9 protein-coding genes are annotated in these 13,263 nt (G+C 68.6%); 6 read left to right on the top strand and 3 right to left on the bottom strand.

Features of this window, described 5'->3' with window-relative positions:
* Positions 1–57 precede the first annotated feature (57 nt).
* Positions 58–2,346, bottom strand: coding sequence for a TonB-dependent receptor (locus E5A74_RS03735; protein ID WP_135982889.1), 2,289 nt, complete (start codon positions 2,344–2,346; stop codon positions 58–60).
* 173 nt (positions 2,347–2,519) lie between these two features.
* Between E5A74_RS03735 and E5A74_RS03730 the strand changes: the two genes are divergently transcribed.
* From E5A74_RS03730 to E5A74_RS03720, 3 genes are read left to right on the top strand one after another with little or no spacing between them, the layout of a single operon-like run.
* Entirely contained in the window at positions 2,520–3,179 is a 660-nt protein-coding gene (locus E5A74_RS03730; RefSeq protein WP_135982888.1) for a TetR/AcrR family transcriptional regulator, read from the top strand.
* 14 nt (positions 3,180–3,193) lie between these two features.
* A complete protein-coding gene (locus E5A74_RS03725; RefSeq protein WP_135983195.1) occupies positions 3,194–5,431 on the top strand; it encodes a beta-glucosidase in 2,238 nt (745 codons plus the stop codon).
* Position 5,432: 1 nt separating this feature from the next.
* Positions 5,433–6,995 (top strand): carboxylesterase/lipase family protein, encoded by a 1,563-nt coding sequence (locus tag E5A74_RS03720; protein WP_135982887.1) that lies wholly within the window; start codon positions 5,433–5,435, stop codon positions 6,993–6,995.
* A 33-nt stretch (positions 6,996–7,028) separates the two neighbouring features.
* Here the strand turns inward: E5A74_RS03720 and E5A74_RS03715 are convergent, their stop codons facing one another.
* On the bottom strand, positions 7,029–7,328 hold the full coding sequence (locus tag E5A74_RS03715; RefSeq protein ID WP_135982886.1) for a hypothetical protein: 300 nt from the start codon (positions 7,326–7,328) through the stop codon (positions 7,029–7,031).
* Positions 7,329–7,440: 112 nt separating this feature from the next.
* Between E5A74_RS03715 and E5A74_RS03710 the strand changes: the two genes are divergently transcribed.
* Positions 7,441–9,573, top strand: coding sequence for a beta-N-acetylhexosaminidase (locus tag E5A74_RS03710; protein WP_135982885.1), 2,133 nt, complete (start codon positions 7,441–7,443; stop codon positions 9,571–9,573).
* Here E5A74_RS03710 and E5A74_RS03705 read toward each other — a convergent pair whose 3' ends face one another.
* Positions 9,574–10,872: a glycoside hydrolase family 1 protein gene (locus E5A74_RS03705; RefSeq protein WP_240699625.1), complete on the bottom strand. Its 1,299-nt coding sequence runs from the start codon at positions 10,870–10,872 to the stop codon at positions 9,574–9,576. It abuts the gene before it with no gap.
* 664 nt (positions 10,873–11,536) lie between these two features.
* Between E5A74_RS03705 and E5A74_RS03700 the strand changes: the two genes are divergently transcribed.
* Positions 11,537–11,935, top strand: a complete 399-nt coding sequence (locus E5A74_RS03700) for a hypothetical protein (protein ID WP_135982884.1) — start codon at positions 11,537–11,539, stop codon at positions 11,933–11,935.
* A complete protein-coding gene (locus E5A74_RS03695; RefSeq protein WP_135982883.1) occupies positions 11,932–13,200 on the top strand; it encodes an efflux RND transporter periplasmic adaptor subunit in 1,269 nt (422 codons plus the stop codon). The genes E5A74_RS03700 and E5A74_RS03695 overlap by 4 nt, the downstream gene beginning before the upstream one ends.
* Positions 13,201–13,263: the final 63 nt, after the last annotated feature.

The following is a 13,263-nucleotide window of genomic DNA, read 5'->3' as shown; positions in this document are numbered from 1 at the left end:
TTATCCGAAGGGCGGGGTCGATACCCGGCGGTCGCCCCCGCGACCGCCGGCGAGAGATCAGAAGTGGAAGCTCAGGGTGCCGCCGATCGTGCGGAATGCTTCGGGGCTCACGATCCGGTTATAGCCGCCCGGATTGAACGTCGCGGTCGCGGCGTAGGGGGCATAGAATTGCCTGTCGAGCAGGTTGCGGGCGTAGATCCCGACGCGCCATTGCCCGTCATTCCCCGAGATGCCGATCGTGCCGTTGAGCAGCCCGTATGCGTCGATCCGCGCCTTGGGGTCGCCGAGCACGGCCTGGGTCGCGTCGCGCCATGCCCAGTTCGCGCCCGCGTCGAGCTCGAGATCGCCGCCGAGCGCGGCCTGATAATCGGCGCGCAGCGTGTAGGACCATTTGGGCGCGTTAGGCAGACTGTAGCCGGCATAGTCGGCAACGCGCACCGTCGCGGAAGCGGGCAGCAGATAGCAGCCGGTGCCGACGACCGACGAGTTCGCCTGACCCGAATAGCAGGGGCCGATGAAGCTGCGATAGGTGGCGTCGCTGTACGAACCGCTCGCCGAGACATGGAAGCCGCGGGCGATGCGCAGCCGCGTCTCGAGCTCGACGCCGCGCGAGCGCAGCCCGCCGGCGTTGGTCAGGATGAAGGCCGGCGGCGTCAGGCTCATGTCGAGCGCGGTGGTCTGGAAGTTGGTGTAGTCGGCCCAATAGGCCGAGGCGTTGAACGTCATCCGGCCATCGAACAGGCTACTCTTGAGGCCGATCTCGTAGCTCTTGACGGTCTCGGGCTCGACTTCGCGAACGATGCCGCCCGTGCCGTCGATCGCCGGGCCCTTATAGCCGGTCGAGAAGGTCGCGTAGAGCATCAGGTCGCGGCTCGGCTCGAACTGCACGCCGACCTTGCCCGAGACATTGTCCGCATCGACCGTGCCATCGTAGGGCAGGGCGACGCTCGCGATCACGGCGGGGAAGGGGAGCTTGGTGATCGCCACTGAACCGTGGTTGCGATCGTTGGTGTAGCGCAGCCCGCCGATCAGCTTGAACGTGTCGCTGAGCCGATAGGTAAGCTGCCCGAATGCAGCGAGGCTGCGCACATCGTTGACCTGCGTGCGCAGGCCGCTCGCGATCACCACCGGCACGCCGTAGATGCCGTAGAACCGGCCATATTGGGCGATGTCGCCGCGGTTCTCGGTGCGGTAATAATAGAGGCCGGCGACATATTCGAGCGGCTTGCCGGCGGGCGACGTCAGCCGCAGTTCCTGCGAGAACTGGTGGCTGTTCACCCCGCCGTCGCTGTGATTGAAGATGTCGATCGGCGCGCCGTCGATGTCTGAGAGCTGGGTTACCTTGAGCTCGCGATAGGCGGTGATCGAGGTCAGCGTCGCTTCGCCGATCGCGTAATCCGCCTGCAGCGAGGTTGCCCAGAGCGAGGTGTCCGCGGTCCAGTCGCCGTCATTGTACGCGAGATAGACGCCGTGGCCCGGCTTGACCGGGAAGCGATTGAACTGGGCGTTGTAGGTGGGATTCACGCCCAGCGATTCGATCGTCTGGCCGTCGCGCGCGAACGCGGTCTGATATTCGCCCGAAACCAGCAGCGAGAGATCGGCACTCGGCTCCCACAGCAATTTGGCGCGCACGCCATTGTTGTTGCGGTCGCCCACGCGCGTGCCGTTGACAACATTGGGGATCGCGCCGTCCTGGCCGTTGGAGAAGCCCGAGACGCGCAGCGCCGCCTTGCTACCGAGCGGCAGGTTCATCGTCGCACGGGCGATGCGATCGTTGCGCTCGCCATAGCTGAAGTCGAGATCGAGCCCGTAGCGATCGAGCTCGGGCCGGCGGGTGATCACCTGGATCACGCCCGCGGATGAGTTCTTGCCGAACAGGGTGCCCTGCGGTCCGCGCAGCACTTCGATCCGTTCCACGTCGGAGAAACCGGTCGCCCCGGGATCGCGCGACAGGCCGATGACGACGCCGTCGACGACGAGGCCGACGGTCTGCTCGACGCTGCTGTCATAGGTCTGGGTGCCGACGCCGCGGACCTGATAGCCGCCCCCGTTCGAGACCGGATTGGTCGCCGAGAAGGTGACGTTGGGCGCCAGATACTGGATGTCGGTGACTTCCTTCAGGCTCGATCGGGCGAGATCGTCGCCGCTCACCGCGGTGACGGAGAGCGGCACGTCCTGTAGCCGCTCTTCGCGCCGGTTCGCGGTCACGACGATCTCGTTGCCGTCGCGCGCCTCCGCTTCGGGTGCGGCCGGCGCCGTCTGCTGCGCCAGCACCGGCACCGCCGCGACCAGCCAACCCGCCGCCGAACCGATCAGCGCCGCGCGCGCCCTGTTCCGCTTAGCCATTTCCCCACTCCCTGATGATTCTCGTTGGTGTCGGGAAAAGGTGGATTTCAATTTACAGTCAGTCAAGCCCGTTTGTTTTATGGCGGAGCGATGTTCGCGCTTGCCACGTCGGAAATGGCCGCATAGGTTTACGGTCAGAATTGTTTGTAAGTTTCAGGGCGAGGAGTTGACTGATGAGCGAGGTTCGTCCCCGGCGCACCCAGGCGGAGCGGAGTGCCGGCACCCGCAAGGCGCTGCTCGACGCCACGATATCGGCGCTGCACGAGCATGGCTATGGCGCGACCACGACCTTGCTCGTCGCCGAGCTGGCGGGGGTCAGCCGCGGTGCTATGCTCCACCAGTTCCGCACCAAGGCCGATCTGATGACCTATGTCGTCGAGGCGGTCTTCGAGGAAGAGATCGCGCGTTACGAGGAGCGGCTGGGCGACATCGCTGATCCCCAGCAGCGCTTGCTCGCTTATCCCGAGCTGGGCTGGGACGTGCTCAGCCGTCCCTCGGGGGTCGCAGTGCTGGAGATCCTCCAGGGCTCGCGCAGCGATCCCGAGCTCGCCGAGAAATTGGGTCCGGTGCAGGATCGCATCGAGCATGACGCGCTGGCGCGCGCTGGTGTGGCATTCAGCGCCGATGCGCGCAGCGCGGTGGCGATGATGCGGCTGATCGTCTGGGCGGTGCGCGGGCTCTCGATCGCACAGGTGCTCGCGCCTGAGCCGGGTGGGGTGAAGGATTCGATCAAGCTGCTGCGCAAGCTGATTGAGGCGGGCTTCCAGACGGGGCTGCTTTCGCTGGATGCGCCGGCGGCGCGACCGGAATCGGGAAAGGCCGCAAACCAGTGAAGCGCGGCAAGGCTATGGCTGCGGCGCTGGCGATCGCCGCGGCCGCGCCCGTGTGCGCACAGGATAAGGCGGCGGGGAAGCAGGTGAACCAGCAGGAAGGCGCCTCGCCCGAGGCGCGCGCGACGGCGATCGTCGATGCGATGACGCTCGAGCAACAGATCGGTTTGCTCCGCTCGAAATCGGGCGCTAGCCTGCTCGATCTCGGGGTGCCGCTGCCCTCGTTCATCCCCGAGCCCATGCGCGCGCCCAAGCCGAAGGGCGCGATCGGCACTGCGGGCTTCGTGCCGGCGATCCCCGAGGCGGGGCTGCCGGCGCTGCATCTCGCCGATGCCAGCCTCGGCGTCGCGGACATCGGCTATCTGCGTCCCGGCGATCAGGCGACGGCGTTGCCCTCTTCGCTGTCGCTCGCATCGACCTTTGATCCGGGAATGGCGCGCGAGGCCGGCCGGCTGGTGGGGGCGGAAGCCTTTGCCAAGGGAATCAACGTCCAGCTCGCCGGCGGCGTCAATCTTGCCCGCGAGCCACGCAACGGCCGCAATTTCGAATATTTCGGCGAGGATCCCCTGCTCGCCGGACGGCTGGTCGGCGAGCAGATCGCCGGGATCCAGGATCGCCACGTCGCCTCGACGATCAAGCATTTCGCGCTCAACGCGCAGGAGAGCGGGCGTTTCGTCCACGACGCGCGGATCGGCGAGGCGGGCCTGCGCGAATCGGACCTGCTCGCATTCGAGATCGGCATCAAGCGCGGCAAGCCCGCCTCGGTGATGTGCGCGTACAACAAGGTCAACGGCGCCTATGCCTGCGAGAGCCCCTATCTGATCGCGCAGGTGCTGAAAGGGGATTGGCGCTTTCCCGGCTGGGTGATGTCGGATTGGGGGGCAGTCCACAGCCTAGAAGGTTCGATTGCGGCCGGGCTCGACCAGCAGTCCCCGCAGGACAAGGATTATTTCGCCGATCTCGCCGCCGCGGTCGAGCGCGGCGCGATCCCGCGCGAGCGCGTCCGCGATGCGGCGCTGCGTATCGTGCGCGGCATGGCGGCGGTCGGCGCCCTCGATCATGTCGCCCGGCCCGGTGGCGCGATCGATCGCGAAGCGCACGCGGCCCGCGCGCAGACGATGGCCGAGGCGGGAATGGTGCTGCTCAAGAATGACGGGCTGCTGCCTTTGGCGGCGACGGCGAAGCGCATCGCCGTGATCGGTCGCCATGCCGACAAGGGCGTGCTCGCCGGCGGCGGCTCGTCGCAGGTGATCCCCTATGGCGGCGTCTATCGCGACGCGCCGGGTGCTAATCCGCTCAGCGCCTTGCTCGCGCCGAGCTACGGCCTGTCGTCCCCGCTCGCGGCGTTGCAGGCCGCGCTTCCGGGCACCGAATTCCTGTTCGACGACGGTAGCGATGCCGCCCGCGCCGCGCAGGTTGCGAAGTCCGCCGATCTCGCGTTGGTCTTCGCGGTCAAGCCCGAGGTCGAGGGCGTCGATCATGCCGATCTTTCGCTGCCTTATGGCCAGGACGCGATGATCGCCGCGGTCGCCGCCGCCAATCCGCGCACCGGCGTGGTGCTGGAGACCGGCAATCCGATCGCAATGCCGTGGCTGGACCGGGTCGGCGCCGTGCTCGAGGCATGGTTCCCGGGGCAGCGCGGTGGGGAGGCGATCGCGGCGATCCTCACCGGCAAGAGCGCGCCGCAGGGCCGGCTGCCGATCAGCTTCCCCGCCGCGGTTGCGCAACTGCCGCGCCCGGTGCTGACCGGCTTCGATCCCGCGAAACAGCGCCCGCTCGGGATCGGCGTGACCTATGCCCCGTTCGCGATCGATTACGGCGAAGGGAGCGATATCGGCTATCGCTGGCTCGACCGGAACGGTGCGACGCCGCTGTTCGCGTTCGGCCACGGGCTCACTTACACCAGCTTTGACTATTCGCGGCTCAAGCCGCGCGGCGGCGCCGATCTGACGGTGCGGCTGCGCATCACCAACACCGGCAAGCGCCGGGGCACCGAAGTGGCGCAGCTCTATGTCGCGCCGCCCGGGCGGACGCATCGCCTCGCCGGCTGGGCCAGAGTCGAGCTTGCGCCGGGGGAGAGCCGCGAGGTGGCGATCTCCGCCGATCCGTGGCTGCTGCTTTCGTGGGACGACACGGCGCGGCGCTGGGCGCGGCCCGCGGGCGACTATCGCTTCTTCGTCGGCAAGTCCGCCGGCGACCCCGTGCTGAAGGGCGTCACGCGCCTTTCCGCCGCCAGCCAGTCGAAGGAGCGCTGACATGCGCGCGGTTCTTGCCCTGGGCGTCACGGCATTCACCTTGATCGCCGCGAACGACCCGGCGCCGCACGTCACGGTCGATACCGGCAAGATCGCCGGCAAGGCATCGGGCGACGTCGAGGCGTTTCTCGGCATCCCCTATGCCGCGCCGCCGGTCGGTCCGCTGCGCTGGCGTTCCACCCAACCGGCCGCGCGCTGGAGCGGCGTGCGGCCCGCCGATGCGCTCGGTCCCGATTGCATGCAGGCGCGCGACCGTGCCGACGATCATCGCCCGCTTTCGGAGGATTGCCTGACCGTCAATGTCTGGCGGCCGGCGCAGCGCACGGCCCGCGCCCGGCCGGTGCTGGTATGGATTCATGGTGGTGGCTTCGTCGCCGGGGGGAGCCAGGATCCGCAGACCTGGGGCGACGCCCTGGCCCGCCGCGGGATCGTGGTGGTGACCTTCAACTACCGTCTCGGCCGGCTCGGCTTTTTCGCGCACCCGGGGCTCAGCGCCGAGCATGCCGAAGATCCCATGGGCAATTACGGCTATCTCGATCAGATCGCCGCGCTCAAATGGGTCCAGCGGAACATCGCTCGCTTCGGCGGCGATCCGCGCGCCGTCACGGTGATGGGCGAATCCGCAGGGGGCGAGTCGGTGCTGGCTCTTGCCGGCTCGGCCATGGCGGAGGGATTGTTCGCCCGCGCGATCGTCCAGTCGGGCGGGGGTCGCGAGCCCTTGCTCGGACGCCGGCTGCTGCGCGGCGACCTGCCCGAACGGGTTTCCGCCGAGAAGGCGGGCCTCGCCTTCGCGAAAGCGCAGAACATCGGCGGAGAAGGACCGGAGGCGCTCGCCGCGCTTCGCGCGCTGCCCGCCGAGCAGGTCAACGCCAGGCTGACCATGGCATCGCTGATCTTCGGCGAGTTGGAGCGCTTTGCCGGCCCGATCGAGGACGGCCGGATCGTCACCGCGCGCCCGGCGGCTGCGCTCGCCACGGCAAAGGGTGCCATCCCGATGCTCGTCGGCACCACCGGCGCCGATCTCGGTTTCAACCTCGCAGCGAGCAAGGACGCCGCTTTCGCGCAGTTCGGCGACGGCGCGGCGGCGGCGCGTGCGGCCTATGATCCCGATGGCAAAGTGGCGCTGCCGCTGGTCAACACCCGGATCGGCGCGGACCGGATCATGCAGGAGCCGGCACGCCTCGTCGCGCAGACGCTCGCGGCGCGCGGCGCGCCCGCATGGCGCTTCCGCTTTTCCTATGTGGCCACGGGATTGGCCGGCAAACCGACGCCGGGCGCCGAGCATGCGAGCGATGTCGCTTATGCCTTCGACACGCTCGACGTGCCGCTGGCCGGCAAGCTGACACCCGGGGACCGCGCGGTGGCGCGGATGCTCGGCGGCTATTGGCTCAACTTCGTCCGCAATGGTGATCCGAACGGCCCCGGCCTCGCCAATTGGCCGCGGGTCGACAAGGCGGGCGAGCCGATGCTCGAATTCGAAGCGGACGGCAAGGCGGTCGCCAAAGCCGATCCGTGGAAGGTCCGGCTCGATCTGGCGCAGGCGAACGCCGCGAGCAAACCATAGGCTGGCGCCGGGCCGGGGCCCGGCGCCGCCCGATCACTTCTTGATCGCCTTCAGTCCGGCATCGACCCGGGCGAGTTCGTCGTCGGTGATCGCACCCTGCGAATAGGGCTGGAGCTGCTTGAGGCTCATGCTCTTGAACGAATCGTACATCGCGTGGGTCAGCAGCGTCGGCATTTCCTTTTCGAGCACGGCCTTGCCCGCCGGTACCGCGACGATCGCCTCGATCGGCGTGTCGATCGTCAGCGCCGCGGCGGCTGCCGGAGCGGGGGCGGTCTGCGCCGGTAGCGCGGCGGGGGTGAGCGTGGTGAGCAGCGCGAGCGCGAGCCTGAGCATCGATGATCTCCTCTTGCCGCCGGCAATGCGCCGGTCGGTGCCGATCGATCTTGCCGGTCTTGCACAATACAGTCAAACCTGTTTGTAAGTTACGCGTATTGAGAGGAGAGCGATGATGTGGGCGATGGGCGCGATGCTCGCGGGGGCGATGGCGGGAATGTCCGCGGACGCGACGCAACCCGATCTCATGCCGCTGCCGAGAGCGGTGGTGACGGAGCCGGGGGCGCTGGCTGTGCGCGGGGCCTTCGCGGTGCGATGGGCGGGCTGCGGGAACATGTCCTTTCTCGACAGCGCCATACGCCGCCTGCAGACGGACGTAACCCGCGAGACGGGGCTGATCCTCGATGGGCAGTCGGCGGTGCCCGTCACCGTCCGTTGCCGCGATGCCCGCGCCGGGGTGGATCTGGGCGAGGGCTACACGCTTCGAGTCACCGCCACGGGCATCGCCATCGAAGCCGAGGGGCCGATGGGCGTGCTTCGCGCCTTCGCGACCCTGCGTCAGCTGGTCGGCCTTTCCCCACAGGCGATCGCGCTGCCTCTGGTGACGATCACCGACGGCCCGCGTTTCGCGTGGCGCGGGGTGATGCTCGATCCGGCTCGGCATTTCATCGAAGTGGCGACGCTCAAGCGCCAGATCGACGCGATGGAGCGGGTCAAACTCAACGTGCTCCATCTGCACCTGAGCGACGACGAGGGTTTCCGCGTCGAGAGCCGTCGCTATCCCAGGCTTACCGCGGACGATGCGGGCGCCTTCTACAGCCAGGCCGAGATCCGCGATCTCGTCGCCTATGCCGCCGAGCGCGGCGTGCGGATCGTCCCCGAGTTCGACGTGCCAGGGCATAGCCGCGCGATCGTCGCGGCCTATCCCGAAGTGGGGGTAACGGGCAAAAAGCTGTTCCTCGGCCGGCCCGACGTCGCGCTCAATCCCGCGTCACCGGCGACCTATCGTTTCCTCGCACGATTGTTCGGCGAGATGGCCGCGCTGTTCCCCGATCGGCATTTCCATGTCGGCGGCGACGAAGTGGCGAAGGATGTCTGGGAGGATTCTCCCGATGTTCGCGCGCTGATGGCCCGCGAGAGGCTTGCCGACCGCAAGGCCGTGGAAGGCTATTTCATGCGCCGTGTCAGCCGGATCGTGGCGGCGGCGGGGAAACAGATGATCGGCTGGGAGGAAGTCGCGGCGGCGGGTGTCGCGCCCGATGCGATCGTCCAGGCGTGGCAGACCTCGAACGCCATCGCTGCCGCGGCCGCGAAAGGGCACCGCACGATCGTCTCGGCGGGCTATTATCTCAACCTGCTGATGCCCGCAGGCTACCACTACGCCATCGATCCCTTCGCGACGTCGGCGGCGGGGCTGACCCCCGCGCATGCCGTCGGGTTGCGCGAGCTCAACCCGTTGCTGGCCGCGATCGTCACCGACGCGCTCGTCGACTTCCCGCGCGACGCCCTGTCGCGCGAGCAGGAAGCGCGGATTCTTGGCGGGGAGGCGCCCTTGTGGGGCGAGATTGCCGACGACGCCCTGATCGACCAGCAGCTCTGGCCGCGCGCCGCGGCGATGGCCGAGCGCTTCTGGTCGCCGGCGAGCGTGACCGATGTGCCCGACATGTATCGACGGCTGGCGATCGTTGCCGACCAGCTCAGCGTCACCGGGCTCGCGGATCGCGCGACGCGGCAACGCATGGCAGCGCGTGTGGCCCCCGGGGAGAGCGATCCGCTGGAGACTCTGCTCGCGATCACCGGTCCGGTGCGCAACATGGCGCACGATCATCGCATCAAGGCGATGCTGGCAGGCAAGCGCATCGTCCAGCCGCTCAACGATCTTGCCGATGCCGCACCGGTCGACAGCCTCGCCGCGCATCGCTTCGCCGCGCAGGCGCAAGCCTATGTCGGCGGCGATCACTCGCAGCGCGCGGCGCTCCGCGCGCAGCTGATGCTGTGGCGCGCCAACGACGCCCGGTTTGCCGCGATCGCGAAGGGCCGGCCGATGCTGGAAGCGGCGTTGCCGACCTCCGCGCAGATCGCCGCACTGGCGGAGGCCGGCCTCGCCGCGCTCGACGCGATCGAGACGGGCAAGCAGCGGGATCCGGCCGAAGCGCGCGCGCTGCTCGATACGCTCGCGGCGCAGGAAGCTGCGTCGTGGCGGCCGTTCGACTCATTCCTCCGCCAGCAACCCCCGGCCGATCTGATCGTCAAGATCGGGCCGGGGATCCGCATTCTGGTCGAGGCCGCGGCGGCGGCGCGGTGACTAGAGCCCGCCGGCGCGCGCGATGCCGCCGAGGAACTTCGCGCTGGGCTTGGGGGTGCGCTTGAAGGTCTCGCGGTCGACCGCCACCAGGCCGAATTTGGGGCGGTAGCCCGACATCCACTCCCAATTGTCGAGCAGCGACCAGTGGATGTAGCTGCGTACGTCGATCCCGTCCGCGAGGCAGCGTTCCACTCCGGCGACCGCGCCCTTGATATAGGCGATTCGTCGGGTGTCGTCCTCGGTCGCGACGCCGTTCTCGGTGACGTAGATCGGCCGTTTGGTGCGCGAGGCGACCAGCCGGATCGCGCCCTCGATCGCGTCCGGACGGAAGGCATAGCCCATCTGGGTCAGTTCCTCCTCCGGCGCGTGCGGCAGATCCTTGTCGGGGCCGACGGCCGAGCCGGTATAGGACTGCACCCCGACGAAATCGCCGGGGCCGGCGAGCCAGCGGTCGAGCATCTCGGCATTCTTGCGCGCGATCCCGCTGTCGGGCCCGGCCGGGCGGTCCGCCGGAACCGCCAGGGTGATGCCGACGGGCAGGCGGTTCGCCGAAGCCAGCTTCACCGCGGCATAGGCCGCGGCGTGCGCATCGGCGATCGCGGCATGCTGGCTCTCGCCGGCGAGAAGGGGGCTTGCCCAGTCGGGCGCGCCAGTCGCGGCACCCGCCGCCTTCTGCACCGCCGCGATGATCGGCTTGTACTTGGCGAGCGAACCATCCCAGCGCACCACCGTGGCGACATTGGGCTCGTTGAACGTCGCGGCGACGGCGATCAGGTCGCCCATATGCTCGGTGACGATACGGCAGTAATCGGCGAAGATCCTCGCGCCATCGGGTTGCGCGAAGCCGCCGGCCGCCGCGAACCAGGCGGGGACCGAGTAATGGTTGAAGGTGACCACCGGCGCGAGCCCGTGCTTGCGGCAGGTCTTGAGCACGCCGCGATAATAATCGAGCGCAGCCCGCGAAATCTGGCCGCGCGCCGGCTCGATCCGGGCCCATTCGATCGACAATCGGTGGCTGTTGAAGCCGAGCGCCGCGGCAAGTGCGATATCCTCGGCATAGCGGTGATAGCTGTCGGCGGCATCGCCCGAGGGCGCCGCGAAGATGCCCGGCTTAACATGCTCGAGCACCCAGATGTCGCTGCCGACATTGCCGCCCTCGATCTGATAGGCGGCGCCCGAAGTGCCCCACAGAAATCCGGGCGGAAAGGCGCGCCGGGTGCGCGCTAGCGCGGGGGAGGACATGACGCCTGCGGCGCCCACCGCAGCCATCCCGAATATCTCCCGACGACGCAACGACATGATCCCCTCCATTTACAAGCAGTGCTGATTGTATGTAGCATCGCATAATGCGGATGGGCAAGCGGATCGCGTCGCAGGAACCCGGCGGGCGCAATCGTCGCCACGAGCCATTTGCTGACGATAGGTGAGGCCGAGGGCCGATTTCGGCCCCGCAATGCCGGGAACTGCCCAAGCGCGGGAGTTCGCCGCGGTAACCGCGGCTACGAAGATGCATGATGGCGGTGCACTCTCCTCGGGTCGTTTCGAGCTTGTGAAAAGGTGGAGCCAAGCCTGTCCGACGGGGAGGCGCGGCGAAAAAATCGGGCCCCGGCCGATTGCGCCCTCGACAATAAAAATACCGGGCAGTATAGAAAGCCCTTGACGCGCCGCAGCACGATTTCTATACCAGTCGGTATGGAAGTGATCCGTCACCTTCGCAACCGGGACCAGACGAAGGAGCTGCCTATGCGTCAGCCTTGCAAACCACGGGATCGGGCCACGGCCTGAACCATCCGGCGCTTCGCGCGCCGATCCACATTTCGGGGCCGGCCAGCCCGTCGCGCGAGCACCGCTCGGGCGAGGGTGGCCTGCGCTCTCGCGACAGCAAATCGCCGGTGACGCCGTGGTCGAAAGGCCAAGGGCAGGGGAGCGGCGCGTCCGCCGCCGGCAGGAAGGGAGAAAAATCATGGCCTATCTGAACTTCGCCGCATTGCAGGGCAGCCCGATCGCGACGCCGGTCGACCTGATCGCCGCCCCGCGCTCGCAGACGGGCTTTTCCGCGCTCGAATGGCAGGTCGTCGCGATCGCCCAGCATGATCGGCTGTCCTCGCTCGAAAAGCCGGGCAAGCTCTCCGTCGCGCTGGGCATGATCTTCGGCGGCCAGCGCCCTAATCCCGAGCTCGCCGACACGCGGCTCGAGGCGCTGCGTCGCCTCGCGGTCCTCGCCTGGCACAAGGGCTATGCGGTGCCGCGCGCCGCGATCCGCGCCTTCCACGAGGCCGGCTTCTCTCTCGAACAATATGAAACGCTGCTCGCCAGCATCAGCCGGGGCCGGGCAGCCCTCAATCAGGGAAATCGTGCATGAACATGATCACGCGTATCGATCCGGTCGAGCCCGAAGCGGCAGAGCCGGGTCCGTCGACTCGAAAGCGGCCGCTGTGGCAGAAGGGCGCGTTCGTCGCGCTGCCGGTGCTCCTCGTCGCCGGCGGCATCGGGCTGGCCAATCGGCAGGCGCCGGCGCTCGCCGCGCCGCCGCCGGCCACCGTCACCGTTGCCCAGCCGCTGGTCCGCCAGATCAACGAATGGGACGATTATGTCGGCCGGTTCGAGGCGAGCCGCAGCGTCGAGGTGCGTCCGCGCGTCTCGGGGCAGGTCGTCGGCATCCACTTCACCGACGGTGCGATCGTGCAGAAGGGGCAGTTGCTCTTCACGCTCGACTCGCGTCCGTTCGCGGCGGCGCTCGCCGAGGCCCGCGCCGGCCTCGCCACCGCGCAGAGCGATCTCGCGCTCGCCAGGTCCGATCTCGGCCGCGCCGAGCGGCTGGTCGCTGCGGAAGCGGTGTCGAAGAGCGATGTCGAGCGGCTGCAGGCCCGCGTCCGCGCGGCGAACGCCTCGGTTGCCGCGGCGCAGGCGCGGGTCCGTGCCCGTGCGCTCGATGTCGAGTTCACCCAGGTTCGCGCCCCGATCGCCGGCCGCATCTCGGACCGCAAGGTCGATGCCGGCAATCTGGTCGCGGCCGGGGAAGGCGCGGGCGGCTCGCTGCTCACCACGATCAACGCACTCGACCCGATCTACTTCACCTTCGACGGATCGGAAGCCTTGTTCCTCAAGGCCAAGCGCGCGGCGGCGGCAGGCAATGCCGCGTCGCCGGTCGAGATCCGTCTGCAGGACGAGGCCGATTATCGCTGGAAGGGCGGGCTCGACTTCACCGACAACGGGCTCGACCCCAAGTCCGGGACGATCCGCGGCCGCGCGGTGCTGCGCAATCCGGACATGTTCCTCACGCCCGGCATGTTCGGCAACATGCGGCTCTCGGCCGGCGGCACTGCGCAGGCGCTGCTGATCCCGGATTCGGCGCTGTCGACGGATCAGGCACGCAAGATCGTGATGACCGTCGGCAAGGACGGCACGCTCCAGCCCAAGCCGGTCACGGTCGGGCCGGTGGTCGACGGGCTCCGCGTCGTCCGCTCGGGCCTCACGCCGCAGGACCGCGTCGTCCTCGCCGGCGGGCAGATGTCGCCGCCGGGCAGCAAGGTCCAGGTCAAGCCGGGCAAGATCGAGCCCCAGGCTGCGGCCGCAGCGCCGGTCATATCGGCTCCGGTCACGGGCGAAGCCACTTTCGCACGCTGACCGACCTGCCGCCGGGCGGTCCCCAAGAGCCCGGCGGCAGGACCCAAACCACACGTTCGCCCT

Source organism: Sphingomonas naasensis (genome assembly GCF_004792695.1).
In the GTDB taxonomy this organism is placed as follows: Bacteria; Pseudomonadota; Alphaproteobacteria; order Sphingomonadales; family Sphingomonadaceae; genus Sphingomonas; species Sphingomonas naasensis.
This window is presented reverse-complemented; position numbering and strand designations above follow the sequence as displayed.